Origin of the sequence: Gordonia sp. CPCC 206044 (assembly GCF_048537895.1) — a bacterium.
Classification (GTDB): Bacteria; Actinomycetota; Actinomycetes; order Mycobacteriales; family Mycobacteriaceae; genus Gordonia.
On the sequence record NZ_JBCLVL010000012.1, the window covers coordinates 102,884 to 129,639 of the forward strand.

20 protein-coding genes and 1 pseudogene are annotated in these 26,756 nt (G+C 68.1%); 14 read left to right on the forward strand and 7 right to left on the reverse strand.

The window, feature by feature from the left end; genetic code table 11:
• Nucleotides 1-9: 9 nt before the first annotated feature.
• The 3 genes from AAFP35_RS18920 to acs form a co-directional block, all read right to left on the reverse strand.
• A complete protein-coding gene (locus AAFP35_RS18920) occupies nt 10-954 on the reverse strand; it encodes an alpha/beta fold hydrolase (protein WP_419223180.1) in 945 nt (314 codons plus the stop codon).
• Nucleotides 955-962: 8 nt separating this feature from the next.
• Nucleotides 963-1,502 (reverse strand): phage holin family protein, encoded by a 540-nt coding sequence (locus AAFP35_RS18925; protein WP_419223181.1) that lies wholly within the window; start codon nt 1,500-1,502, stop codon nt 963-965.
• 165 nt (nt 1,503-1,667) lie between these two features.
• Nucleotides 1,668-3,626 (reverse strand): acetate--CoA ligase, encoded by a 1,959-nt coding sequence (gene acs, locus AAFP35_RS18930; RefSeq protein ID WP_419223182.1) that lies wholly within the window; start codon nt 3,624-3,626, stop codon nt 1,668-1,670.
• A gap of 214 nt (nt 3,627-3,840) precedes the next feature.
• On the opposite strand from acs, the gene AAFP35_RS18935 reads away from it, so the two are divergent.
• Nucleotides 3,841-4,596, forward strand: a complete 756-nt coding sequence (locus AAFP35_RS18935) for an oxidoreductase (protein ID WP_419223183.1) — start codon at nt 3,841-3,843, stop codon at nt 4,594-4,596.
• 588 nt (nt 4,597-5,184) lie between these two features.
• Here AAFP35_RS18935 and AAFP35_RS18940 read toward each other — a convergent pair.
• Entirely contained in the window at nt 5,185-6,051 is an 867-nt protein-coding gene (locus AAFP35_RS18940; protein ID WP_419223184.1) for an HAD family hydrolase, read from the reverse strand.
• Nucleotides 6,052-6,434: 383 nt separating this feature from the next.
• On the opposite strand from AAFP35_RS18940, the gene AAFP35_RS18945 reads away from it, so the two are divergent.
• The 8 genes from AAFP35_RS18945 (at nt 6,435) to AAFP35_RS18980 (ending at nt 12,238) form a co-directional block, all read left to right on the forward strand.
• Nucleotides 6,435-7,397 (forward strand): esterase/lipase family protein, encoded by a 963-nt coding sequence (locus AAFP35_RS18945; RefSeq protein ID WP_419223185.1) that lies wholly within the window; start codon nt 6,435-6,437, stop codon nt 7,395-7,397.
• 100 nt (nt 7,398-7,497) lie between these two features.
• Nucleotides 7,498-8,559 (forward strand): septum site-determining protein Ssd, encoded by a 1,062-nt coding sequence (gene ssd / locus AAFP35_RS18950; RefSeq protein WP_419223186.1) that lies wholly within the window; start codon nt 7,498-7,500, stop codon nt 8,557-8,559.
• Complete coding sequence (locus tag AAFP35_RS18955) at nt 8,556-9,734, forward strand: TadA family conjugal transfer-associated ATPase (RefSeq protein ID WP_419223187.1); 1,179 nt, start codon at nt 8,556-8,558, stop codon at nt 9,732-9,734. The genes ssd and AAFP35_RS18955 overlap by 4 nt, the downstream gene beginning before the upstream one ends.
• Entirely contained in the window at nt 9,731-10,519 is a 789-nt protein-coding gene (locus tag AAFP35_RS18960; RefSeq protein ID WP_419223188.1) for a type II secretion system F family protein, read from the forward strand. The genes AAFP35_RS18955 and AAFP35_RS18960 overlap by 4 nt, the downstream gene beginning before the upstream one ends.
• On the forward strand, nt 10,516-11,136 hold the full coding sequence (locus AAFP35_RS18965) for a type II secretion system F family protein (protein WP_419223189.1): 621 nt from the start codon (nt 10,516-10,518) through the stop codon (nt 11,134-11,136). The genes AAFP35_RS18960 and AAFP35_RS18965 overlap by 4 nt, the downstream gene beginning before the upstream one ends.
• 116 nt (nt 11,137-11,252) lie before the next feature.
• Nucleotides 11,253-11,471, forward strand: coding sequence for a DUF4244 domain-containing protein (locus tag AAFP35_RS18970; protein ID WP_419223190.1), 219 nt, complete (start codon nt 11,253-11,255; stop codon nt 11,469-11,471).
• Entirely contained in the window at nt 11,472-11,888 is a 417-nt protein-coding gene (locus AAFP35_RS18975; RefSeq protein ID WP_419223191.1) for a TadE family type IV pilus minor pilin, read from the forward strand.
• Nucleotides 11,885-12,238 carry an Rv3654c family TadE-like protein gene (locus AAFP35_RS18980; protein WP_419223192.1) on the forward strand — a complete coding sequence of 118 codons (354 nt, stop codon included), beginning with the start codon at nt 11,885-11,887 and terminating at the stop codon, nt 12,236-12,238. The genes AAFP35_RS18975 and AAFP35_RS18980 overlap by 4 nt, the downstream gene beginning before the upstream one ends.
• Here AAFP35_RS18980 and AAFP35_RS18985 read toward each other — a convergent pair whose 3' ends face one another.
• Nucleotides 12,239-12,787 carry a hypothetical protein gene (locus AAFP35_RS18985; RefSeq protein WP_419223193.1) on the reverse strand — a complete coding sequence of 183 codons (549 nt, stop codon included), beginning with the start codon at nt 12,785-12,787 and terminating at the stop codon, nt 12,239-12,241.
• A gap of 237 nt (nt 12,788-13,024) precedes the next feature.
• Here AAFP35_RS18985 and AAFP35_RS18990 point away from each other — a divergent pair, with 237 nt between their 5' ends.
• Both AAFP35_RS18990 and AAFP35_RS18995 read left to right on the forward strand, forming a co-directional pair.
• The gene (locus tag AAFP35_RS18990; protein ID WP_419223194.1) at nt 13,025-14,506 is read left to right on the forward strand and encodes a hypothetical protein; all 1,482 of its coding nucleotides are present in this window, start codon (nt 13,025-13,027) and stop codon (nt 14,504-14,506) included.
• Between the two features lie 82 nt (nt 14,507-14,588).
• Nucleotides 14,589-17,456: an AAA family ATPase gene (locus tag AAFP35_RS18995; RefSeq protein ID WP_419223195.1), complete on the forward strand. Its 2,868-nt coding sequence runs from the start codon at nt 14,589-14,591 to the stop codon at nt 17,454-17,456.
• Nucleotides 17,457-17,479: 23 nt separating this feature from the next.
• Here the strand turns inward: AAFP35_RS18995 and AAFP35_RS19000 are convergent.
• Both AAFP35_RS19000 and AAFP35_RS19005 read right to left on the reverse strand, forming a co-directional pair.
• Nucleotides 17,480-19,774 (reverse strand): annotated as a pseudogene (locus AAFP35_RS19000) (AAA family ATPase); the annotation flags it as partial.
• A gap of 39 nt (nt 19,775-19,813) precedes the next feature.
• Nucleotides 19,814-22,156 (reverse strand): DEAD/DEAH box helicase, encoded by a 2,343-nt coding sequence (locus tag AAFP35_RS19005; protein WP_419223196.1) that lies wholly within the window; start codon nt 22,154-22,156, stop codon nt 19,814-19,816.
• Nucleotides 22,157-22,483: 327 nt separating this feature from the next.
• Between AAFP35_RS19005 and AAFP35_RS19010 the strand changes: the two genes are divergently transcribed.
• The 3 genes from AAFP35_RS19010 to topA all read left to right on the forward strand — a co-directional run bounded on the left by AAFP35_RS19010 (nt 22,484) and on the right by topA (nt 26,754).
• Entirely contained in the window at nt 22,484-22,687 is a 204-nt protein-coding gene (locus AAFP35_RS19010; protein WP_004022110.1) for a cold-shock protein, read from the forward strand.
• 158 nt (nt 22,688-22,845) lie between these two features.
• A complete protein-coding gene (locus AAFP35_RS19015) occupies nt 22,846-23,430 on the forward strand; it encodes a hypothetical protein (RefSeq protein ID WP_419223197.1) in 585 nt (194 codons plus the stop codon).
• A 213-nt stretch (nt 23,431-23,643) separates the two neighbouring features.
• Entirely contained in the window at nt 23,644-26,754 is a 3,111-nt protein-coding gene (topA, locus tag AAFP35_RS19020; RefSeq protein ID WP_419223198.1) for a type I DNA topoisomerase, read from the forward strand.
• Nucleotides 26,755-26,756 lie beyond the last annotated feature (2 nt).

Below are 26,756 nucleotides of genomic sequence, written 5' to 3' on the forward strand. Positions count from 1 at the left end.
CGGCGATGGTCAGACGAGGTCGGTGGCCAACAGTTCGACGAGCCGCGCGGTCACGTCATCCGGCCGTTCCTGGTGTGCGAAATGACCGCTGCCGTCGATCTGGTGATAGTCCATGTGCGCGGCCCAGCGATGGCTCGCGGCCATCAGGTGATCGAGGATGAACGGGTCTTCGCGACCTCGCAGGGCGAGGACCGGGATGTGCAGTCGCTGGTTCATCAACTCCATGAAGCGCGCACCGTCGGGCCGGAACTGGGACCGGAACGCCCAACGCCGGTACTCCAGGCTGCTGTGGGCGACATAGGGGATCTGGATGGCGGACCGATTGCGGCGGACGGTGTCGGCATAGTCCTCGGTCAGCTGCCAGTCGGGAGCGGCGCGCTCGGCGAAGAACTCTTCGATGAAGGCGCCGTCGCGGCGCGTCAGTCGGCGCTCACCGATGCGTGGCAACTGATTGTGCAGAAACCCGCCGAGGAATGCCGATCGCTGTGCCCGGTCGCGGAGCACCTCGTGTCGTAAGGCCCGGGGATGTGGCGAGGCGACGACCGCGATCCGCGACACCACCCGCGGGTGCAGCGTGGCGGTCGCCCAGCACACCAACCCACCGTCGGCGTGGCCGACCAGCGTCGCGTCGGTGTGGCCGAGCGCGCGGACCAGGCCGTTGGTGTCGCCCGCGAGTGTCCAACCGTCGTAGCCGCGCGGCGGTTTGTCGGTGTCGCCGTAACCGCGGAGATCGACGGCCACCGCACGGAACCCGGCCTCGGCCAGCGCCGTGACCTGATGACGCCAGCTCCACCAGAACTCGCCGAAACCGTGCAGGAGCAGAACGAGTGGGCGGTCGCCATGCCACCGCCCGTCCGCCTCGACCGCGTGAAACCGCATCCCGTTGGCGCGGACGTCGAAGTGGTGCCATGCCCCGGGTATCCGGACGCTCGAGGGGTCAGGCGGTGCCGCCAAGGCTCGGCTCAGCCTCGACGCGGATCGCGCGCCCGGGGGATTTCCGGGTGATCGGAGCCCGATGCGCCCGCCGACGACGCGCCACCGGTCGAATGGCTGCCGGGCAGCACGGTGCGCACCTCCTGGACGCTCGCGATCGTCTTCTTGGGCCCACGTACCTTGCGGAACAGCACGTATCCGCCGATGGCGACGGCGATGGTGAGGACCACCAGGATCGCGAACACGATCAGGAAGGCCAACCACCGCGGCAGCCAGGAGTCGAGCAGTTCGGCGAGGAAGAAGAAAAAGAAGAAACTCGAGTAGAGCGCCATCACGCCCGCGACGATCAGCATGCCGGTACCGGCACCGGCCTTCTTCGCCTCCCCGACGATCTCGGCCTTGGCCAGAGCGACCTCGGACCGGAACAGGGTGGAGACACTCGCCGTGGCGTCCTTCACCAGATTGCCGATGGTCGGCTCGCCGTCCCGGCCGAGATTCGGATCCGACAGCGGAATCGACGGGACCGATCCCGTGCCGTGTTCGGGTTGGCCGTGCTCGTTGCGGCTCACAGCATCCTCCGTAGCTCGGTGTCGAGAGCCTATGTTGCCATGCCCGACCCCCAGTGGGCGGTGGCCACCCGCCGGGCGGGTCCCGCACCGGCCGAGTGGGTGCCGATTCCGGTCGACACGGACTCGCGCCCGGTCGGCCGGCGACGGCACCCACTCGGCTGGTGGTCAGGCCTTGCGTGCGCGGATGGCTTCGAAGACCGAGGGGTCGACGAGGGTGGAGGTGTCGCCGAGTTCGCGTCCTTCTGCGACGTCTTTGAGGAGGCGGCGCATGATCTTGCCGGAGCGGGTCTTGGGCAGCTCGGGGACGACGTTGATCTCGCGGGGTTTGGCGATCGGTGAGATCTCGACCGAGACCTGTTGGCGCAGTTCGGCGATGAGTTGTTCGCCGGTGTCGGTGACGCCTTCGCGCAGGATGACGAAGGCGACGATGCCCTGGCCGGTGGTCTCGTCGGCGGCGCCGATGACGGCGGCCTCGGCGACACCGGAGTGACCGACGAGTGCGGACTCGACCTCGGCGGTGGAGATGCGGTGTCCGGAGATGTTCATGACGTCGTCGACGCGGCCGAGGACCCACAGGGCGTGGTCGTCGTCGTAGCGGGCGCCGTCACCGGCGAAATACCAGCCCTGTTCGGCGAATCGGGACCAGTAGGTTTCGCGGAAACGGTCCTCGTCGCCCCAGATACCGCGCAGCATCGACGGCCACGGTTGGTCGAGGACGAGGTAGCCCTGTTCGCCTGCGCCGACGGGTTTGCCCTGGTCGTCGACGATGTTCGCGGAGATGCCGGGCAGCGGTGTCATCGCCGAACCGGGCTTTGCCACGGTGACCCCGGGTAGCGGGGAGATCATGATCGATCCGGTTTCGGTCTGCCACCAGGTGTCGACGATGGGTGCGGTGCCCGAACCGATGACCTCGCGATACCACTTCCATGCCTCGGGGTTGATCGGCTCGCCGACGCTGCCGAGCAGGCGCAGCGAGGACAGGTCGTGGGCGTCGGGGATCTCGCGGCCCCATTTCATGAAGGTGCGGATCAACGTGGGGGCGATGTAATAGATGGTGACGCCGTACTTCTCGATGACCTCGAAGTGGCGGTGTTCGTTTGGCGAGTTGGGGGTGCCCTCGTAGACGACCTCGGTGGCACCGTTGGACAGCGGCCCGTAGACAAGATAGGAGTGGCCGGTCACCCACCCGATGTCGGCGCCGCACCAGAAGACATCCGAGCCCTCCTTGTGGTCGAACACGTAGTGGAAGGTGTACGACGTCTGCGTGAGGTAACCACCGGAGGAATGCACGATGCCCTTGGGCTTTCCGGTCGTTCCCGAGGTGTAGAGCAGGAACAGTGGGTGCTCGGCATCGAAGGCCTCGGGTTCGTGGACGTCGGACTGTTCGGCGACGGTGTCGTCCCACCACACGTCGCGGTCCGGCACCCAGTTGAGATCGTCGAAGGCGTTGGTGCGGTTGACCACCAACACCTTCTGCACCGACTGTGCGGCATCGGCGCCGGTACCGAGCGCCTCGTCGACGGCAGCCTTCAGCGGTGCCGGCTTGCCGCGACGGTACTGGCCGTCGGTGGTGATGACCAGCTTGGCCTGCGCGTCGTCGACCCGTGACCGCAGCGCGCCGGCCGAGAACCCGGCGAACACCACCGAATGGGTCAACCCGAGGCGGGCACACGCCAGCATCGAGATCAGTGCCTCGGGCACCATCGGCATGTAGATCGCCACCCGATCCCCGGCCTGCAGCCCGATCGAGGCGAAATAATTGGCCGCACGCGACACCTCCGCCAACAACTCGCGATAGGTGATGTCCCGCGAATCGCCGGGCTCACCGACCCAGTGGATCGCCACCCGATCACCCTTACCGGCGGCCACATGGCGATCCACACAGTTCACCGCCACATTGAGCTTGCCGCCGACGAACCACTTCGCGAACGGCGCATCCGACCAATCCAACACCTGGTCGAAATCGGTCTCCCACTCCAGACGCCGAGCCTGTTCGGCCCAGAACTCCAGACGATCGGCAGCGGCACGGTCATACAACTCGGCACCGGCATTGGCCTGCGCGACGAACTCTTCCGACGGCGGGAAACCCTGGGCTGGTGCAGACGGGGTGGTGGCGGGAGACATCGGTCAGCAGTGCCTTTCACGATCGACGGACAAGCGGCGTGACGCATGGTCAGGCCGGTTACACATTGTGAGGGTAGTCACGTTGGAAGCTCGTTGCAGGTGCCGGTCCGCCCGGCCACCGCGTATCCGCGGCGAATGGTTGCCCAGCCGCGACGAGCGGCGAAACCCTCACCGACCACATGTACCGATGGTCGGGTCATTATCGTGGGAGGACGTGACCGACGATCCACTGGCGCCGCTGCTCGATCTACCCGGTGTCGCCGATGCCGCCGACCGGGCGCGCGACGCCCTGAGTGCCGTGCACCGACATCCCGCGAACCTGCGTGGTTGGGACAAGACCGCGACGGAGGCGTCGTGGCGTGCCGGACGATCCTCGGCGGCGATCGACGGTGGAAGTGTGGAGTTGCGTCGCGACGGCGACTACGACGATCCGATCCTGGCCGGCGCGATGCGGGTGGCCCAGGCTCTCGACGGCGATTCTCTGGAGCAACTCACCGGGGTGTTCCGCCGGGCACCCGCGCAGGCCTTCGCCCGGCTGCACATGCTGGCCGCCGCCGATCTGGTGACCGATCCCGACACACTGGGCCGACCGAGCGCGAGGCCCGGGGTGGCCGGACGTCTGGATCTCCTCGGTCAGCTGATCACCGGTGCGACATCGGTGCCTGCGCCCGTGCTGGCGGCGGTGGTGCACGGAGAACTGCTCGCGCTCGAGGCGTTCGGGTCCGCCAACGGGGTGGTGGCCCGTGCGGCCTCGCGGCTGGTGTGCGCGGCGTCCGGACTCGACCCGCACAATCTCGGCGTGCCGGAGGTGACGTGGCTGCGCCGCGTCGACGACTACCGTGCGCTGTCCACGCAGTTCGGCACGGGCGCCGCCGACGGCGTCCGGGACTGGATCCTGCTGTGCTGTGAGGCGCTCGAGGCGGGTGCCGCCGAGGCCCGCTCGATCGCGGATGCGGCGCGGGCCGGCTGAATCTGACACGGGCGCAAGCAATTTCGAGCGTCCGGACACAGTACTGCGGGCGGCCCCTCGACCATTGCTGGTCGGGTTGCCGCCCGCGAAGCACGGACTCAAGTTACCAAGCGTGCTTGGTGGGTTGTGGGGATCGCCTCGGCGAGGGACCGTCTGCCGGTCGGTTCTCCTCGGTGTGACACAGTATCGAATGTCGGTGCCGTGCAGTCGTATCGAGCGTGTTCGGATCGATTCGTTCCGTCTCGCGAACAAACAATGGTTCGTTGTTGATCGGATCGATTCGTCCGGCTCGACTGAGAACTCCTCGGGTTCTCCGTCTACGGCCCGTGTGTCTCCACCGGATCGTTCCGTGCCGACCTACGATGTCGCAGGCGCACAACGCTTTTGCCTTATTGCGGCGCGCTCCGCGTGGGTGCTTGCCGCCCGTGCTGGGAAGTGCTCGGCGTGGGGGTCCGTTCCTTCTCTTCCGGATCGGACGTTGCCTTCCGAGATTCCGTAACCCCTTTTGTACACCGTGACCGCGGTCACATCAAGGGTCTCTTGTGCCAACATTTGTCGGCCTGCGTCGTGGGGTCCGTGGAGTTCCGATCAGCCGCGTGATGGCCGATTTCGACGACTCAGCAGCGAGTACACGCCCATTCCGCCTGCCGCTGCGGCTCCCGCCCCCAGCGCCAGTGCCGCCGCCATCCGTGCCGACGGTGTGGGGATCCGCTCGCGCAGCGGCACCGGCCGATGGAAACTCAGCACCGGCCATCCCTGTGCCACGGCGTGCTTGCGCAGTTGTCGGTCCGGGTTCACCGCCACCGGGTGGCCGACGGCCGAGAGCATCGGCAGATCGGTGATCGAATCGGAGTACGCGTGGCTCTCGGTGAGGTCGTAGCCGTGGGTCTCGGCCAGAGCCGTCATCGCTGCGGCCTTGTTCTCGCCGTAGCAGTAGAACTCCATCTCACCGGTGTAGCGGCCGTCGGCGACCTTCATGACGCTCGCCTCCACGTGGTCGACGCCGAGCAGCTCGCCGATCGGTTCGACCATCTCGAGACCGGACGCGGAGATCAGGACCACGTCGTGACCGCGGGCGCGATGGCCGGCGATCAGCTCGGCGGCCTCGGAGAAGACCAGGGGATTGACGATGTCGCGCAGCGTCTCGTTGACGATGCCGCGCACCTGCTCGACGTCCCAGCCGCGACACATGTCGGTGATGTGCCGTCGCAGGTTCTCGACCTGGTCGTGGTCGGCGGCGGTCAGCAGGAACAGGAATTGGGCGTAGGTCGACTTGAGCACTGCCCGGCGGTTGACGAGCCCTTCGTCGAAGAACGGACGCGAGAAGACGAGGGCGCTGGATTTGGCGATGACGGTCTTGTCGAGATCGAAGAATGCGGCGACACGTGTGGGCCGATCCGACCGCGGGGAGGCCGACGGAAGTGTCGAGACGTCCTCCGGTGAGGTGTGGGTCACGCAGTCAGACTACGGCCTGGGCGGACCTTGGTGTAGGCTCCGATGCAACGTCATTGCAGCCTGAAAGTGCAGGCAGCGATATGAAAACGTGACCTGCCGACCCTCTTTCATGTGGTTGCGAAGCTTTGAGAGCGCTGTGTATAGTCGCCAGTAACCGGTTTAGACCGGTGCCTTTCAGCCCGACCCCCCGGGGCTGAAACGCGATGACCCCGGCCTCCTCCCCCCCCTGGCCGGGGTCGTCCTCTGTCTACAGGCGTTTTGTCGCCGAAATCCTCGCTCTGCCTGCGGCTCGGGCACAGTTTGTCGAAAACTGGGACGCTTGACCAAGCACTTGCTAGGTTCCGTGCGGACGTATCGGATACCGAGCGCAGGGGAGGTCTGCAATGTCAGTCGTCGGGAGTCGACGGATCGGATTCGTCGGCGGGGTGACCGCCGTCCTGGTTGCATGCCTGGTCGCGTTCGTCGGAGCCGGAACCGCCCAGGGCGCGCCACAACCGTTGCCCGAGACCTACGGTTTCTTCTCGGGAATCCCGGGCGAACTCACCCACCCGGGCGGATCTCTGCCCGGGTCGAACGACTTCTCCTGCAAACCGACTGCGCAACATCCGCGTCCGGTGGTCCTCGTGCACGGCACGGGCGGCTCGCAGCAGACCAACTGGGGTGCGTATGTGCCGATGCTCGCCAACCGTGGGTACTGCGTCTTCGCATTGACCTATGGGGCATTGCCCGGCGCGCCATGGCCGGTGTCCGCGATCGGCGGTATGGGCCGCATCGAATCCAGTGCGGCGCAACTGTCCCGCTTCGTCGACCGCGTGCTCGCGGCCACCGGCGCCGAGAAGGTCGACATCGTCGGGCACTCGCAGGGCACCTACATGCCCACGTACTACGTGAAATACCTCGGCGGCGCGCAGAAGGTCTCGAAGTACGTCTCCCTCGCGCCGCTGTGGCGGGGCACCCTAGACGGTTCGCCCATCCTCCCGATCAGCAAGGCGCTGCTCGGCGGTGCCGACCTGCCGATCTGTGCCGCCTGCACCCAGATGACCGGGGGCAGTGCGATGAACGAACTCCTGTGGCGCGGTGGCAGTCCCTACGTCCCCGGTATCGACTACACGAACATCTCCACCCGGTATGACGAGCTCGTGCTCCCGTACACGAGTGGACAGGTTCGAGGGGGGCGCGGTCAGCACGTACGCAATATCGTCGTACAGGACTCGTGCGCACAGGATTACAGCGATCACCTGGCGATCGCGGGTTCGCGAAGGGCGGCTCACATGGTGCTCAACGCACTCGATCCGCAGCATCCGGTGACCGTGCCCTGTGAGGTCGTACCTCCGTTCACCGGGTGACGCGCAGGTCGCTGTCCACAAGTGGTGGATCCATCCCCAGATCTCGATGACGGTGTGGTGACGGTGCATTCGTGACGGTGGACGCAGTCACGATGTGACCGTGACAGACGAACTCCTCGCGCTCGTGGGCCCCGGTCGCCACGACGACGTCGCCCGATGCGCCGCGGCCGCCGGCTACCGGTTGGTGACCGCGGAGCCCGCGCGGTGTCGACGGGAATGGTTGCGGTCCGACGCCGTCGCCGTGGACCTCCATGCGCTCGAGCTCCTGCGCGACCTACGCCCGCCGCGCCGCGACGGGGTCGTGGTGATCACCGATGCCGAACCGCCCACGGCCATCTGGAGGTCGGCGGTCGACCTCGGCGCCGAACACGTGGTCGCGCTACCCGACGACGAGGCGCGACTCGTCGGTATCCTCACCGACTTTCGTGCGCCGCAGCGCAATCCCGCCGGTGCGGTCGCGGTGGTGGGTGGACACGGTGGCGCCGGGGCCACCACGCTCGCCGCGGCGGTGGCCCTGGAGTGCGCCGACCGCGCCGGTCGGGTCCTGCTCCTCGACGTCGACGAATTCGGTGCGGGCATCGACCTCGCGCTCGGGATCGAGAACACCGGCGGATTGCGTTGGCAAGACCTGACGTTGGAGGGTGGCGCGGTCCGCGGGGACACGTTGCACAGCGCGTTGCCGCATGTCCACGACCGATTGTCGGTGCTCGCTCCCCGTCGCGACGGTGCACGACGGATCGGTGTGGACGCGGTGCTCGCGACGATGGACGCCGGACGCGTCCACGGCGACATCGTCGTGGTGGACCTGCCCCGCGCCACCGGGGCGGTCGCCGATGCCGTCCTCGATTCCGTCGATCTCGTCGTGATCGTCACCACGGCAACCGTTTCCGGTGTCGCTGCGTCGCGCACGGTGCACACCTGGGTATCCGGACATGCGGCGACCGGTGGCGTCGCCGTGCGTGGTCCGGCGCCGAGCGGGCTGCGGTGTACCGAGATCGCAGCTGCGGTCGGCGCTCCACTGATCGTCGGCTATCGATCCGATCCGGGTCTGCCGACGCGCATGGATTCCGGGCGGCTGCCGATGTCCGCGCGCAGCGGTCTGCGCCGCGCGGCGCGGGCCGTCGGGCGCCGTCTCGGCGATGGCCCGGGGCGCGTCGGATGACCGCCGCCGACCAGGAGGTTCTGCTCGACCGAGTGCGGGATCGTCTGGCCGCTTCGGCGTCGGAGCCCACGGCCGAGGTCATCGCAGACGCCATCCGGGCCGAATCGCGTGGCATGCTCGGCGACACGGATGTGCTGGCCGCCTTGCGCTTCCTGCAGACCGAGCTCGTCGGTGCGGGGCGGCTCGAGCACCTGCTCGCGGAACCCGACATCGCAGACATCCTCGTCGTGGGAGCGAAACGGGTGTGGGTGGACCGTGGGAACGGCTTGGAGCCGACCGAGATCCGGTTCGAGGACGAGGCGTCGGTGCGGCGACTCGCCGGACGGCTGGCGGCCGGGGCGGGCAAGCGTCTCGACGACGCTGCACCGTGGGTGGACGGCCAACTCGCCGATCTCGGCAAGCGTGGCCTCACCGTGCGGCTGCACGCGATCATCCCACCCGTGGCCACCGACGGCACCTGCATCTCACTGCGTGTACTACGCACGGCCACCAGGGATTTCGACGAGTTGGTGGCACTGGGCACGATTCCGGCGGAGATCGTGGATCTGTTGCAGGCCATGCTCCGAGCACGGTTGGCGTTCCTCGTCACCGGCGGAACCGGATCGGGAAAGACGACATTGATCGGCTCCCTGATCGGCGAGATGGCGGCGAGCGAGCGGATTCTCATCGTCGAGGATGCGCTGGAACTCGATCCGCCACACCCGCATGTGGTGCGGTTGGTGGCCCGCTCGCCGAACGTCGAGGGCGTCGGGGAAGTCCCGGTCCGGGCGCTTGTGCGCCAGGCATTGCGGATGAGGCCGGACCGGATCGTGGTCGGCGAGGTGCGGGGCGCAGAGGTGATCGACCTGCTGACCGCCCTCAACACCGGGCACGAGGGATGCGCAGGCACGGTTCATGCGAACTCGCCGATGGAGGTGCCGGCCCGGATGGAGGCCTTGGCCGCGCTCGGCGGCATGGACCGGGCCGCCCTGCACAGTCAGCTTTCGGCCGCTGTGCATCTGGTTCTCGGCGTCGCGCGGACTCCCGGCGGTGCTCGCGGACTGGTGGAGATCGGTCTGGTGGTCCGCGGTCTCGACGGGCTTGTCGGAGTCCGTCCCCTGTGGTTGCGCAGCACCGGGTTCACCGATGCGATGGGCGACTTCGAACTCCTGCTGCGGCAGCGGGGCGCGCAGTGAGTGCGGTGTTGATGTCGCTGGCGGTCGCCCTCACCTGGTGGCCGACCACGCGCGCCGAGTACCGGCTCGCGGTACTGGGCGGTCACCGGACGCGTTCGCGTCACCTCTCGATGCGCGTCGTCGGGCTGTGGGCGGCACCGGTGGCCGCTCTGGTGATGATCGGAGCGCCGTCGGCGGCGGCGACCGCCATGGTCGCGGCGACCCTCGGCTGGCGGTGGCGTGCAACTGCCCGGCGTGAGGTCGACGACCGTAGGGACCGCGATCTGCTGCTCGCGCTCGCGGTGTTGATCGCCGAACTGTCCGTCGGCGCCCCGCCCGCGCGTGCGGCGGGATCGGCGGCCCGCGAGCTCGCCGCGCAGCGCGCGGATTCTCCGGTCGCTGCGGAACTCTCGACGATGGCCGGACGTGCCGAACTGGGTGGCGAAGTACTGACCGCCGCCGACGACGGGCCGGTTGCCCACCGCATCGGGGTCGCCTGGCAGTCCGCGGAACGTCACGGTCTGCCGTTGGGGGAACTGCTCGAATCGGTGCGGGCCGACCTGCTTGCCCGACGTCAGTTCGCCGACCGGACACGCGCCGGCCTCGCGGGTCCTCGCGCAACGGCCGCTGTTCTGGCCGGCCTGCCGGTGCTGGGCATCCTGCTGGGCGAGGCCATGGGAGCCCATCCCCTCGGTGTGTTGACGGACACCGGGCTCGGCGGCGTTCTCCTGGTCGCCGGGACCGGGTTGTCGATTGCGGGACTGGTCTGGGCGGAGCGGATCACCGGTCGCGCGGCGCAGCCATGAGTGGGCCGACGCTGTGTGCGTTGTTGCTGGTCGCTGCGGCGATGTGGTGTTGGCCCGGCCCCGCGTGGACGTTGCAGCGCATCGCCGACACGGTTGTCCCGCCGGATGATACGGAACGCCGATGGCGGCGCGGTGGTGTGCGCGACGACCCGTTCGCGGTCGCGGCCTCGTTCGACCTGTTCGCCGTGTGTCTACGAGCCGGGCTACCGACCGGTGCCGCGGCAGATATCGTTGCCCACACCGCGCCACCGGGCCTGGCCCGGCCGCTCCGATCGACCGCCGAGTTGCTGTCGCTCGGTGCGGATCCCGAACGCGCGTGGCGACGATTCGCCGACGACACCGGTTCGGGAGGCCGCCGGCCTGCCCGCGCAGAGGTCGAGCGGTTCGATGCGCTCGCGACGCTCGCGCGACGATCGGCGCGCTCGGGTTCATCACTGTCGCAAGGACTCTCCGAGTTGGCCGACGGCACTCGGCGGCGAGCGCACGACGACGCGGTGGCGGCCGCCGAACGCGCAGGTGTGGCCATCAGCGGTCCGCTCGGACTGTGTTTCCTGCCCGCCTTCGTCTGTCTGGGGATCGTGCCGGTCGTGATCGGCCTGGCCGCGACGGTGCTGTGACCGGCGGTGCGGACGGTCACCCGGACTGTGCGCGAAATCCGATGGATCCGTTCGGGGATTCTGTGCGTCCAATGAACACGACGCATTCGGCGTCGACAAAGGAGGCGCATGACATCATGGGACACAGTCGTTTTCGTCGTTCGATCGTGCACGTGAACGCAACCCTCGCGCGTGTGGTCGGCGATGAGGAGGGGATGAGTACCGCAGAATATGCCATCGGCACGATTGCTGCCGCGGCGTTCGGTGCGATCCTCTACACGGTCGTCACCGGCGACAACATCGTGAGCGCGTTGACCGGGATCATCGGTAAAGCGCTGAACACCTCGGTGGGGTGAGTGGTGTTCGGGCAGTCGCGGTTCCGGCGGTCGTCGGTGCGGGAGATATGCGCCGACGACCGTGGGATGGTCACGGTCGAGGCGGCGTATGCGATCGCCGCGATCGTGACCGCGATCGTGCTCGGTGTCGGCGCGGTGGGTGCCGGTGCGGTACAGATCCGCTGTACCGACGCGGCCCGCGAAGCCGCGCGGCTCACCGCGTCCGACGACCCCTCGGCACGTGCTGTCGCACAACGCATCGCCGGCCGGGGTGCACAGATCAGCATCGACGACGACGGAGAACAGGTGGTGGTGCAGGTACGTTCGGACGTCCCGGTGATCAGCATGATCGAGGTGTCTGCGTTCGCGGTGGCCGACAAGGAACCCGACGGCGCCGATGTCGCTGCGGCCGAGCCGGATTCGAATACATCGCCGTGAGAGCACACGACGACGGATTCGCCACGGTGGCGGGAGCCTTTGCGGTGGCCGCGATCACGGCCGCAGCTCTTCTCGTCCTGTACATCGGCGGTGCCGTGGTGGCCCGGCACCGAGCCCAGTCCGCGGTGGATCTGGCGGCCCTGGCGGCCGCGGCCCGCCATGTGCGTGCCGAACCCACACCGTGCGCGGCCGCGCGCCGCGTCGCGCGAGCCCAGAGGGTTCACGCCACTGTTCGGGACTGCACCATCGACGGGGACGACGTGGTCGTGACGGTCGGTGTGCCGGTCCGGCTCGGGCCGTTCGGGCTGCGCGAGGCCACCGCATCGGCGCGTGCCGGGCCGGTCGAGTGATCAGACGTCGTCGGCGTCCACGACGATCGGCTTGGGATACACCCGGCGTGAACGCAGCGGGGCAAACCACACCTGTCCGAAGCTCACCGTGTCGTCGCCGAGGTAGGAGACGACAAACGAGGTGTGCTCGGTCGGAACGGGCGACAGATACGGATGGACCGCGCGCACAAACGGTGACCAGTGGACGAGTTCGCCTTCGGTCAGGAACCCGCCGGCCACGGCACGAGGTCGCCCGCCGGACGGGGCCAGTGCGAGGTGCACGTCGCCGAGTCCTGGCGCCACCCCGGGCCCCACCATCGCGCTCTGCAGAAACCACTGGGCGGAGGTGACCCGCGGGATGAATCCGCCGTGCTCGGCCGCACACCACGCGTAATGAACGTCGAGGCTGTCCAGCGCGGACTCTTCGCTGAAGAACACGTCCCGTTCGCCGATGGTCGCCGGCGTCTCGCCGTCGCGTCCCTCGGGGCGGGCCAGCAGGAAATAGACCGGTTGTGGCGTCGTGATCGAGTGCGGCGTGCCCGGTGGGCTCTCGGACGGCTCCTCGGTCATGCACACAGTATTACCGACCGGGCGGCCTCCACCGCCAGGTGACCGGCGCGCGTCGGCCGGTAATCGACCGTGGTGGCCCCCGACAACATGAGTCATTTGTCCACTCGATCCGGCGAGTGAGGGTTGTCGGGTTCGTCGGAACCGCAGACTACGCAGGCGGGGCAGCAGCGGGGGTGCGTTGTCCCTGGCCGGCGTCGGCGGGGCCCGTACCGCAGGCGCTCGTCGAGTCTTTCGGGCTTGTCATCTCGCGAGGAGAAGAAGTACATGTACGCGCTCAGTCGTCCCCAGTTCCACTTTCGTCCGTCCGTCCTCAGCGGGGTCGCCGTGGTCGGCGCCGCGGCGGTCGCGGTCGCACCGTTCTGTATGACCGGTGCGTCAGTCGTATCTGCCCCCGCTGCCCCGCAGATCGTGTCCCCCGCGATCTCACTGAGTGCCTTCGAGCAGTACCAAGAAGTGTTCCAGCGGGTCGTCGCCAATCTCGAGACGCTGCACGAGAACGACGTCGACTACGGCCTCGACAAGTTGCTCCCCATCTTGCAGCAGATCGCGGCAAATCAGCTCACGTCCGGTCAGGCGCTCGTCGACGCTCTCCAGTCCGCGGGTGCGGATGTCGGCGCAGCACTCGAGCAGGTCCCCGGTCTGCTGTCGGGCGCCGTCGACGCGCTCTCCTCGGGTGATGTCGCGACGGCGCTCAACACCATGCTGCAGGCCGCCATCATGCCGATCTTCGCGGCGATCAACCCGGTCGGCGGTGCACTGATCCCGGCGATCCAGGGCGCGTTGTCGCAGCCGCTGCAGAGCCTCACCAACATCGTCGGGCAGCTGCCGACGATCGGGCTGTACGCGGGCCTGGCCGTCGTCGGTCCGCTGGCCGGAGGACTCGGTGGTGTGGGCGCGGCGATCCAGTCGGTGATCGACGCGGCATCAGCGGGTGATGTCGCAGCCGTCTTCGACGCCTTGGTCCAGAGCCCCGCGGTGATGCTCGACGGCCTGCTCAACGGTCGCGTCGGCATGAGCCTCGGGCCGCTGATCGGGGCGCCGGGTGCATCGGTCTACGCCGGCGGTCTGCTCACCCCGACGGCCATGGTCGAAGACGGCGCGATCATCATGCCCGGCACGCTCGGTGCACTGCAGCTGATCCGCCAGACGATCCTGGATGCCATCACACCTGCCTCGACGGGCAATGTGCTGTCGTCGACGGCATCGGCCACGGTGTCCACCAGCGACGAGGCGGCGATCACTCCGCAGAACACGGTCGTCACGCTGCGCGCGAATGCGTCGGCGGAGGCGGCATCGCCGCAATCCGGCGACGGCGCAACGTCCGCGGCCGTCGAGGCCGCACCGCCGGAGGCGGTCGAGGGTGCAGCGCCGGAGGCGGTCGAGGGTGCAGCGTCGGAGGCCGCTGACCCGGTCGTCGACGCGCCTGCGACGGCCGACGGTGCCGGCGAGGCAGGCGTCGCAGACGACACCGAGGCGGCGACGGACACCGCTGAATCCGGTTCGGAGGCTTCGGATTCCACCGGGTCGGGGGAGTCCGCATCCGAGGGGGCCGATTCCGCCACGGGTGGCGATGCGGACTCGGCTGATTCCGGCAACAGTTCCGAGTCGGCCGAGAGTTCCACCGCGGGTGCCGGCGACAGCGACGATGCCGGCAGCGATGCGGCAACCGACGCCGACAGCGGGTCCTCCGACTCGGGCGACTCCTCCTCCGTCGACTAAGGGGACGTGATCGCGTTCTCCCATCGCCGCCCCTGGGTTACTATCCGGTAACCCAGGGGCGGCATCGGTGGGAGGGCGCAATATGGCAGGGTCGGGCGGTCTGCTCGTGGACTGGCCTCTCGGCGTCGTGGACCTGGTCGGTCGTGACGACGAGGTCGTCGAACTGTCGCGGTTCATCGACACCGCCGTGATCGGCGGCTCCCCGACGGCAGTTCTGGTCGGCGATCCCGGCGTGGGTAAATCTGCCGTGCTCGGCACAGTTGCCGCGCTGGCCGACCGGCGCGGGCTGCGGGTGCTGCGGGGACGAGGGGTGGCGTTCGAGAGCAGCGTCCAACTGGCATTGCTCCACGAACTCCTCCTGCCGATCCTGGACGGTCAGGCAGTGTCGACCCATCCCGCCGTGCCGACGCTGCGGGTGGCGCTCGGACTCGCCGACGGCCCGCCCACGGCCGATGACGACCTGTGCGCGGCCGTGATCGATCTCGTCGGTGAACTCGCGGCCGTGACCCCGATGATCATCGTCGTCGACGATCTGCACCTCGCCGACGACACGAGTGTCCGCATCCTCGGGGCCGTCTGCGATGCCGAGCCACCCGGGCTCGGGGTCGTCACGGTCGCGACCCCGTCGTCGTGGCTCATGCCTGCGCGATTCGGTCGTGTCGAGTTGCGTCCGTTGTCGGATGCCGCGTCGAATCTGCTCGTCCGGCAGGCGTATCCGAATATCGCCGACGATGTGCGATCTCGGTTGATCAGCGCGGCGCGCGGCAACCCCCGCGTGCTCGTCGGCCTGCCCGCCGGGTGGCGAGATGCGCAGATCAGTGGTCTGGAATCGCTGCCGCCGGTGCTGCCGATGTCCGCGGCGATGAGTGTCGCGCTCTTTCCCCGCCTCCCCGAACTGCCGACTCTGACCCGTCGGCTGATCTTGATGCACCTATTCGTGCCCGGGGCGGACGTGGATCTGTTCGCACCCGCGTTCGGTGACCGGGAGATGACTTCGGTGGCGGCGCCCGCCTTGGCGCACGACCTGGTCATCGTGCTCTCCTCGACCGCGCCGGACGGGGCCACCGTCACGCGAATCCGGTTGCGACAGCCATTGTTCGGCGTCGCTCTGATGGCATCTGCCACCCCCGAGGAGCGGTCGGGTGTCCACCGTGCGCTCGGCCAATGTGCCACGGCACTCGGCGTTGACCCGGTGGCCCTGTGGCGTGTAGCCGATTCGACGACGGGATTCGACGAGGAACTCGCGTCGCGGATGGAGTGCGCGGGTGAAGCCGCGATGTTGTCGGCGCAGTGGCGTGCCGCGTTGCGTCTGCTGGACCGGGCCACCGAACTCACCGCCGATCCGGCCGAACGGCTTCGCCGTCTGTCCCGGACCACGCAGGTCGCCGCGCGGGTGAATCCCAAGAGCGCGAGCGTGCTCTTCGACGAGATGTGCTCGGCAGCAGCAGGGTCGGAAGGATCACTGGTCACCGCACTGGCCGCGGCGACCGTCGTCGCGGGAGCCGACGACGGAGACGTCGACGCCGCCCACGACATCGTCGTGCGGGCCATCGACGCCTATCCCGGTCATCACGATCCCGACGACCCGGTCCTGGCCGAGGCCGTCGAGGAGTTGCGCTCCCTGTGTTGGTTGGGTGGACGCGCCGAACTCTGGGCCGATCATCGGCGCATCCTGCGGCGCATCGGTCCCACTCTGCCTCCGCTGCAGGAACTCTCGTCGGCGGTGGCGGCACGGCCGACCAAGCTGAGCGATCCGGAGCGTGAGCGGTTGGACATCCTGATCGGCACGGTTGCCGAGCAGAGTTCGCCGTTGTGGATCGTCGAGGTCGCGGAGATGGCCGCGGTGTTCGACCGCGTCGAGGACACCCGGGCCGCCCTGATGCGGCTCGTCGACGATCCAGCGGAACGTGGCGCGGGGGTACCGGCGATCTGGGCGCTGCTGATGCTCGCGCACGACGACTTCCACCGCGGTCGGTGGGACCGGACGGTCGAGAAGGCCGAGCGGGCACGCCGATCCGCGGATTCCGGTGGCCACGACCAACTGTGGTGGATGGCCGACTACCTCCTCGCTCTGGTCGCCGCGGTGCGCGGTGACATCGCAGCGGTCGGTGCCGCCGCCCACCGGATGCGGGTATGGGCGGCGCCGCGCCGGGCGGCCACGGTCGGAAAGTACGCCGACCACGTGCAGATGCTCGTCGCCGCGGCCCGCGCCGACGTGGAGACGGCCTACTTCCATGCCACGTCCATCGGTCCGGCCGAACAGCTGGTCGCCGGTGTGCCACTGGCGCGGGAGGTGGCGATGGACGTGGTGCGAGTCTGTGTGCGGACCGGTCGGTTCGACGAGGCGCGGGCGCACGTCGACGCCATGGACCGGCTGGATCTCGCCGGATTGTCACCGCGGATGCACATGCTGCACCTGGCCGCGCGAGCGCAGGTCGCCGGCCCCGAGGCGGCCGATCTCTATCGTCAGGCGCTGGCCGTTCCGACGTCGCAGCGATGGCGGTTCGATCACGCCCGCGTGCAATTCCTCTACGGCTCCCACCTGCGGCGCGGGCAGGCGGTCGCGGCGTCACGGGCGGTCCTCGGCGAGGCGCTGGCGTCGTTCGAGGCGCTGGGGGCGGCTCCATGGTCTGCCCGGGTGGCCGCGGAACTCGACGCAACCGCTCGGACACGTTCTCGGACAGGTCGAACCGCCTCACCTCTCACCGCACACGAACGCAGGATCGCGGAGATGGCCGCACATGGTTTGAGCAACAAGATGATCGCCGAACGGCTGGACATCTCGTCACGCACGGTCGGCAATCACCTGCACCGGGTCTACGCCAAGGTCGGTGTGTCGTCGCGCGGTGCCCTGCGCGACGTGCTCGACAGCCCGGTCGCCGATGTCGGCGTCGTGAACAGTCCCGAATCACGCAGTGCTGCACGCGATGACACACCGAGTTCGCGATAGACCGCCGACAGATGGCTCCCCACGGTGCTGGGGGAGATGCCGAGTCGGGCGCCGATCTCCCGATTGGTGAGACCGGCAGTGGCCATCTGGGCGATTCGTTGCCCGGTGGCCGAGATGCGTGGTCGGGAGCCCCGGCCCGTCGGCGGGTGGATCGCCTCGCCGAGCGAATGTAGTTCGTTGCGGGCGAGTGTCCACCACGGGGTGGCGCCGAGATCGTCGAATGCCACTGCAGCACCGCGTATCTGGGTGCGCGCCTCGGCGAGGCTGCCGCGGGTTCGAAGCCACATGCCGTAGCGCAGGCGGATCCGCGCTCGATCGAACGGCCACCGGTCGGCACCGGGTCGGTCGAGCGCGGCGAGGTAGCCATCCTGTTGATCGGAGTCGGCAACCACGGCCGTGGCGCCGGCGGCGAGGAAACCTGCCCGGTCGCCGCCGGTCTGCGCGAGCACACGGAGGTGCTCGCGCAGCGAGGAGATGTCGTCACGATCACCGGCATCGGCGGCAGCCTCGGCGAAATCGAGAGCAGCACGGTCGTATTCGAGAGTCAGGCTCCCGTATGGACCGTCGGTCCCGCGCAACAACCGGTGCGCTCGACGGCCATTGCCCTCACCGAGGGCGGCGACGGCCGAACAGTAGACGCGTCGAGTCCGCAATCGAGGTCCGTCGTGTGTCCAATCGGATGATGACCGGGAGTCGATCGCTTCGGGCGCCTCGTCGCCGCGATAGACCGCCAGCAGCAGGCGTGTCACCCGAATCCACTCCTCGGCATACACCCGGAAACCGCCGATGCGGCAGCGCGTGAGACCTTCGTCGAGCAGCGTCTGCGCCTCGGCCCATCGGCCGGTGCCGAGGTCGTCGGAGGCCAGCAGCCACGCGGCGTAGACCGCCGACGCAACCGGGGCTCGGTCGTCTGCCCAGATCCGTCGCAGGGCGGCACGCCACCAGAAGGTGTCGGTGCCGCCTCGGGTGACAAATGCGGTCCGCACGGTGGCCGCGGGATCGGTGATCCGGACGAGCTCACCGGACAGCGCGCGAAACGACGCGGACGGCTCGGGATGGCGGGTGTGCCGGGAAGCGGTGGGCCGCACGGCGATCCGCACCCACGTCGGGACGATGTCGGCGTGGGCGTCGGCTATCGACCGAAAGCGCTGCCAGTGCCGGGCGCGACCGTCGAGCAGGCACAACTGGTAGAGGCCCCACAGTGCGTCGTCGAAGATCCGATCCCGGGCAGACGGCCGATGACGTTCCAGGGCGGCTCCGAGTGCCTCGACGGTCTCGCCGATGCTCTCCGGTGCATGTGCGGTGAGGTACGACCGTGCGGTGACCGCCTCGAGACTCTGCGCGGCACCGGGATGGGCATCGAGTGCGCGGTCGAGCAGCACGGTGGCGCCGGTCACGTCGGCACTGACTGCCGAGGTGAGCGCAGATGCCGCGGCCAGTCGCCTGGCACGCGCGACCGGTTCGGTGGTGAGCAGAGCGGAGTTGCGGAATGCGTTGGCCGCGGCCGGTGTCTGGCCGCGCCGCATCGCGCGCGCCGCGCTGCGCTCCAACAGGTCCGGCAGGATCTCGCCGGCCGAGCCGACCCCGCTGATCGCCTCAGGAGCGGCCAGTGCGGCGAACCCGGCATCGATCAGCTGCGCGGGATTGCCGTCCGAGCGATCGACGAGCTCGCCGCGGGATCGAGCGTCGAGTACCGGAAAGCGATTGCGCAGAAGGGTATCGGCCGCAGTCGCGTCGAGTGGGGGCATCGTCCACACGACGTCGGCCGTCTGACCGACACCTCCCTCGTCGGGAAGCGCGGTGGCCACCAGGCCGACTCGGGCCCCGGCCAGACGGCGGACGACGAATCCCACGACCTGGGCATCGCGGGGGCCGAGCCGGTCTGCGTCGTCGATGGCGAGCAACACCGGTCGTCGCCTGCCATGATCGCGGATCAACGAGAGCACGGCGGAGCACAGCGTGAGGTCGGCACCCCGGTCTGCACCCAGGTCGACCGAGTGCCGGACCTCATCGAGCGCGACCCGTTGCGCGGCGGTCATGTTCGTGGTGTCGTCGGGCAGCTGATCGACGATCAGCTCGAGGGCTGAGCCTCGCACCGCCAGCTCTCGCCGGTCGACATGGACGACGTGCACGCCCGCCCGCGTCGCGGCCGCCTCGGCGTCCCGCAGGAGAGCGGTGCGGCCGAGTCCGGAGGCGCCGTGCAGGATCGCCGAACGGCCGTCGGGCACGATGGCGAAGGCCCGTACGGCGGCGATGAGCGCGTCGCGGCCCACCAGGTGGTGACCCGACAATGTGGTCGGGAGGGTGATGTGTGTCACTGTGAGCCGGGACTCTACCCGACCCCGTGACCTGCCCGATCAGGCGGTCGGCGTGGGGGTGAAGGCGTCCGCGAGATCGGCGAGCAGGCCCAGGACGGCGTGTGCCCCTGCCTTGTCGAGCGGGTCGTTGCCGTTTCCGCATTTCGGTGATTGCACGCACGACGGGCAGCCCGACTCGCAGCGACAACTCGCCACCGCGTCGCGCGTCGCCGCCACCCATGTCCCGAACGCGGCGAACCCGCGGTCGGCGAATCCCGCGCCGCCCATGTAACCGTCGTAGACGAAGACCGTCGGCAGCCCGGTGTCGGGATGCAGGTTGGTCGACAATCCGCCGATGTCCCACCGGTCGCAGGAGGCGACCAGCGGCAGCATGCCGATGGCCGCGTGCTCGGCGGCATGCAGTGCGCCAGGGAACCGGCCGGCCTCGATCCCGGCCTCCTCCAACGCCTCCGGGGTCAGCGTGTACATCACCGCTCGGGTGTGCAGCGTCTGCGCAGGCATGTCGAGTTCCACCGCGTCGAGCACCCCGCCGGACAGCAGGGTGCGCAGGTACCCGATCACCTGGTGGGTGACGTCGACCTCGACGAGCGAGACCGTCAGGGGACCGGCCCGGTGCCGCTCGGCGACCGTGGTGACGGTGATGTCGGTGGTCTCGCGGGCAGACGTCGTCCAATCGGGCTCTTCGGGATGCGCCAGCGCCAGACCCTCGGACAAGTCGAGTTCGTCCACCACATACGACGCCCCCTGATGGATGTGCAGCGCTCCCGGATGGACCGTGGACATCGCGCGACCGGAGTCGACGGTGCCCAACAACTGCGATGTGGTGGTGTCGACGATGAGCACCTGACCGCCGATCCCTCCCCGGATGTCTACCTCGCCATGCGGTTCCACACCGGCCGCCACATACCAGCCCGCCTTGCGGCGCTTCAACATTCCGTCGGCGGCCAGACCGGCCACCGCGTCCACGGCATCCCACGCCTCGATCTCGCTGTCACGCAACGGCAATTCGGCAGCGGCGCACAGCAGATGCGGCGTGAGGATGTACGGATTGGCCGGATCGGTCACCGTCGTCTCCACCGGATGTCCGAGCAGTGCCTCGGGATGATGCACGAGGTAGGTGTCGAGCGGGTCGTCGCGGGCGACGAGGACGACCAGTGAATCCCCGGACGTCCGTTGGCGTCCGGCTCGTCCGGCCTGCTGCCAGAACGATGCCACGGTGCCCGGGTATCCGCCGACGATGACCGCATCGAGGCCGCTGATGTCCACCCCGAGCTCCAGGGCGTTGGTGGTCGCCACGCCGATCAGTTCACCCTCGGAGATCGCGCGTTCGAGTCGTCTGCGGTCGTCGGCCAGATAGCCTGCGCGGTAGGCGGCAACCCGATCGACCAGGTCCGGTGCGGTCTGCGCGAGCAGTTGCCGTGCTTGGCGGGCAGTCAGTTCCACGCCGCGTCTGCTGCGTTGAAAACACAGTGTCCGGGCGCCCTCGACCACGAAATCGGCGAGTAGACGTGCGGATTCGGCGCCGGCCGATCGTCGCACCGGTGCACCGTTCTCACCGGTCACCACCGGCAAGAAGTCGGGTTCCCACAGTGCCACGGTGCGCTCTCCGCGGGGCGACCCGTCCTCGGTGACCGCCGTGGCAGGCTCGCCGATCAAGCGGGACAAGGCTTCTGCGGGTTCGGCGATCGTCGCGCTGACGCCGATGACGATCGGGTCGGCGCCGACGGACCGCGCGATCCGCAGCAGACGGCGCAACACGAGCGCCGTGTGCGATCCGAACACACCGCGGTAGTGATGGCATTCGTCGATGACCACATAGCGCAGGTGACGGAAGAAGTGGCGCCACCGCGTGTGTCCGGACAGGATGCCGATGTGCAGCATGTCCGGATTGGTGAAGATCCACCGGGAATGTGCACGCGCCCACTGGCGGATCTCGACGTCGGTGTCCCCGTCGTAGGCCGTGGGTTGCAGGTGGGTGAACTCCCGCCGACCGGCGAGTAACGAAGTCAGTGAACGGATCTGGTCCGAACCCAAAGCCTTCGTCGGCGAAAGATAGAGCGCGGTGGAATTCAGATCCTTCATCAACGTGGTCAGAATGGGTATTTGATAGGCAAGGGATTTGCCGGATGCCGTTCCGGTGCACAGTGCGACGTGATTTCCGCGGTGCAGCTCTTCGGCCGCCGCCACCTGATGGGACCATGGCTTGACTATTCCGTCGTCCTCGAATGCCGCGACCAATTCGGGTGGCACCCACCGCGGCCAGTCGGCGAAAGAGGCTGCCCGCGAACCTATTACCGCAAGGTGGGTGAGCGAAGACGCGGCGGTGTCGGTGCCGGCGAGGCTGCGCTGGAGGAGTTCGGAACCGAATGTTTGAATCTGCATGCTTTTCGTCGATCAGTCGCGTGGCGTCGTTCGCCAACGTGGACTCCGATGTTACTGCCGGATGTCGTCACGTTGACGATCGATGGGTTTTAATCACTTTGGTTGGGGTGACTATCGCATGCCGTCCGAACATGATTGACTAGTGGCGGTCGCAGCTTTCGCGGACTCCGGACCTCCGGTTGCTCGGCGAGATCGTGTTGTGGCCGTGGTACTGAGGCTGGTTTGGCGGGTTCACCGCGGGGTCCATCGAGGTATGGCGGTCGGAACCGACCACGACACGAGACGTTCGTGTCGAGTCAGTTGGAATGTATGAAAAGGATTGCAGTAATGGCACAGGGAACTGTGAAGTGGTTCAACGCGGAAAAGGGCTTCGGCTTCATCGCACCTGATGAGGGGTCCGACGACGTGTTCGTCCACTACTCCGAGATCCAGGGCTCGGGCTTCCGTACCCTCGAGGAGAACCAGCGCGTCGAGTTCGAGGTCGGTCAGGGCACCAAGGGCCCGCAGGCCACCGGCGTCCGCGCCGTCTAGGACTCAACGTCCTGCAAGCTGCGAAGCAAGCTTGAGCGAACCGCTCCCGATCACCACAGGTGATCGGGAGCGGTTCCTTTTCGGCCGGAGGCGGATCCCCGGCCTCGGGCAACCTCACGGACGTTCCCGGAGCGGTGTCTCGGCAGTAGGCTGGCTCCATGGGCCAGTTGTCGTTCTTCTCGGCGCAGATCGATCGGCCGACATACGACGATCTGGCAGGGCTGCTGGCCGCGCATGGCCAGGCGGTCCGCTCCGACATCGGTACCCGTGTGTCGGTGGTCGTCGCCGACGAGTGGCGGGCACACGCGCTCGTCGAGGAGATCGCCGAGACCGGGACGGCGGCCGAGATCGTCCGCTCCGACGAGGGCACCCTGATCGCCCGGACGGCGCACGCCCCCGAGTTCGACGAGTTGTACCGGCGATGGTCGGCGGGAGCGGTCAAGGCCATGCCGGCCGGATGGGTGCCGACCCCGCGCGCGCTGCGGATGTGGGTGATCGCTGCCGGTGATCGTGACGGCGAGCGTTTCCTGCTGGGCCTCGACCCACACGCCCCGGAGATGCATGCGGCGCTCGCGACGGCTCTGATGCGGGTCGGCGTCGCACCCACCCTGGTGGGCACGCGCGGGGGAGCCCCGGCGTTGCGAATCGCGGGCAAGCGTCGTCTGACCCACCTTGTCGAATACGTCGGTGAGCCGCCGACCAACCGGGGTGCCGCCGAGCACTGGCCTATCGTCGTGTTCTGATTCTGTCGAACACGCGACACGGCAAAAACCGGGTGTGTGTCGGCTTCGTGCGACGGTCAAAACCTTCTGACCTGCGTCTTTGTGGTCCGGGACGGGCACGGTCCGGCGCAATTTGTCACACTGGGTCTTTACGAAAGGAATTCGGAATTGCAGACGACGCTATATATAAGGTACGAAGCGGATTCACCCAACGAAGTGAAGTAAGGACGCCCGGTGGCCGATACCAGCACCGCATCCCCCACGACGGGGAGCCCGATTCGACGATTGGTGATCGTCGAGTCGCCGACCAAGGCCCGCAAGATCGCGGGATACCTGGGGTCCAACTATGTCGTCGAGTCGTCGCGAGGTCACATCAGGGACCTGCCGCGGGGCGCCGCCGACGTACCGGCCAAGTACAAGGGCGAACCGTGGGCGCGTCTGGGTGTGGACGTCGATCACAACTTCGAACCGCTCTACGTGGTGTCGGCGGACAAGAAGTCCACCGTGTCCGAACTCAAGTCGCTGATGCGCGACGTCGACGAGCTCTACCTCGCCACCGACGGTGACCGCGAGGGTGAGGCCATCGCGTGGCATCTGCTGGAGACGCTGAAGCCGAAGATCCCGGTCAAGCGGATGGTGTTCCACGAGATCACCGAACCCGCGATCCGCGCAGCCGCCGAGAACCCGCGTGATCTCGACATCGATCTGGTCGACGCGCAGGAAACCCGTCGCATCCTGGACCGCCTCTACGGCTACGAGGTGTCCCCGGTGCTGTGGAAGAAGGTCATGCCGAAGCTGTCGGCAGGCCGCGTGCAGTCGGTGGCGACGAGGATCATCGTCGAGCGTGAACGCGAGCGCATGGCGTTCGTCTCCGCCGACTACTGGGACATCGCCGCCACGATGGACGCCGGTGCCGACAGTTCGTCGTCGCCGCGGACCTTCGGTTCGCGGTTGGTCTCCGTCGACGACGCCCGGGTCGCCACCGGTCGCGACTTCGATTCCCGGGGCGGGCTGAAGAAGTCCGACGGGGTCGTCGTGCTCGACGGTCCGCGTGCGACCGGGCTCGCCGAGGCGCTGCGAGGCGCCGCCATGACCGTGACATCGGTCGAGGAGAAGCCCTACACCCGTCGCCCGTACGCGCCGTTCATGACCTCGACGCTGCAGCAGGAAGCCGGCCGCAAGCTGCGTTTCTCGTCGGACCGCACGATGCGGATCGCGCAGCGACTGTACGAAAACGGCTTCATCACCTACATGCGTACCGACTCGACGACGTTGAGCGAGTCGGCGATCAACGCGGCGCGCAGCCAGGCCCGCGACCTCTACGGTGAATCGTTCGTCCATCCCACCCCGCGCCAGTACAACCGCAAGGTGAAGAACGCGCAGGAGGCCCACGAGGCGATCCGCCCCGCCGGGGAGAGCTTCCGCACGCCCGGCCAGGTCGCAGGCCAGCTCGAGACCGACGAGTTCCGGCTCTACGAGCTGATCTGGCAGCGAACCGTCGCGTCGCAGATGGCCGACGCCAAGGGCACCACGATGAGTCTGCGGATCACCGGGACCGCATCGTCGGGGGAGCGGTGCACCTTTGCCGCGTCCGGCCGCACCATCACGTTCCCGGGCTTCCTGTCGGCCTATGTCGAAACCGTCGACGAGCAGACCGGCGGTCAGGCCGACGACGCGGAGAACCGCCTACCCAACCTCACCGAGGGCCAGTCGCTGACCGCGACCGAGCTGACCGCGGACGGCCATTCGACCAACCCGCCGGCCCGGTTCACCGAGGCGTCGCTGGTGAAGGTGCTCGAGGAACTCGGGATCGGCCGGCCGTCGACGTATGCCTCGATCATCGGCACCATCCAGGATCGCGGCTATGTGCTCAAGAAGGGCAACGCGCTCGTCCCGTCGTGGATCGCCTTCGCCGTCGTCGGGCTGCTCGAGGCGTATTTCCAGAGCCTCGTCGATTACGACTTCACCGCGTCGCTTGAAGACGATCTGGACCAGATCGCATCCGGACAGGAGAACCGCACCCGCTGGCTGACCGAGTTCTACTTCGGTGACCTGGCCGAGAACGCCGAACACGACGCGGAGATCGCCGGGTCGGAGATTGCGAAACACGGCGGGCTCAAGAAGCTCGTGGGTGTCAATCTCGAGGAGATCGACGCCCGCGAGGTGAACTCGATCCGGCTGTTCGACGACGAGGACGGCCGGCCGGTCTTCGTCCGGGTCGGTCGCTACGGCCCGTACCTGGAACGCAATGTCGCTGCGCCGGATGCCGAACCGGATCTCAAGCGCGCGAATCTGCCCGCCGACATCACGCCTGACGAACTCACGCTGGACGTCGCGGAGAAGCTGTTCGCAACCCCGCAGGAGGGCCGATCACTCGGTCACGATCCGGTCAGCGGACACGAGATCGTCGCCAAGGAAGGGCGTTTCGGGCCGTACGTGACCGAGATCCTGCCGCCCGAAGACGACGGCGCCGGGAGCGGAGCGAGCGGGCCGCGTGACGACGGCGCCGGGAGCGGAGCGAGCGGGCCGCGTGACGACGGTGATGGCAATGCGCCGGCAACGGTGCCTGCGGGGCCGACGCCGCGTGACGGCGGCGACGGCGCCGGAAGTGGTGTGGTTTCGCTGGACGACGCACCGTCGGGCGGAGGCACCGCCACCAAGACGGCGACCAAGGCCGCGGCCAAGAAGACCGCCAAGAAGGCGGCGAAGAAGGCCGGCCCGAAGCCGCGCACGGGGTCGCTGTTCAAATCGATGGACATCTCGACGGTGACCCTCGACGAGGCACTCAAGCTGCTGTCGTTGCCACGGGTCGTCGGCGTCGATCCCGAATCCGGGGACGAGATCACCGCGCAGAACGGCCGCTACGGGCCGTACCTCAAGAAGGGCACCGACTCGCGGTCGTTGACGAGTGAGGAGCAGCTCTTCGAGATCACGCTCGAGGAGGCGCTGAAGATCTACTCCGAGCCGAAGCGTCGGGGTAGGCAGGCCGCGGCGCCGCCGCTGCGGGAGTTGGGCAACGATTCGGTGAGTGAGAAGCCGATGGTGATCAAGGACGGCCGGTTCGGTCCGTACGTCACCGACGGTGAGACCAACGCGAGCCTGCGTAAGGGCGACGAGGTCGCGTCCATCACCCCGGAACGGGCGATGGAGTTGCTCGCCGATCGTCGGGCGCGTGGCCCGGTCAAGAAACGGGCCGCCAAGAAGGCACCCGCGAAGAAGGCAGCTGCCAAGAAGACGGCCGCCAAGACCGCCGCGAAGAAGACCGCAGCAAAGACGACGGCCAAGAAGACCGGCGCGAAGAAGACTGCTGCAAAGAAGGCCCCGGCCAAGAAGACGAGCGAGTAGCT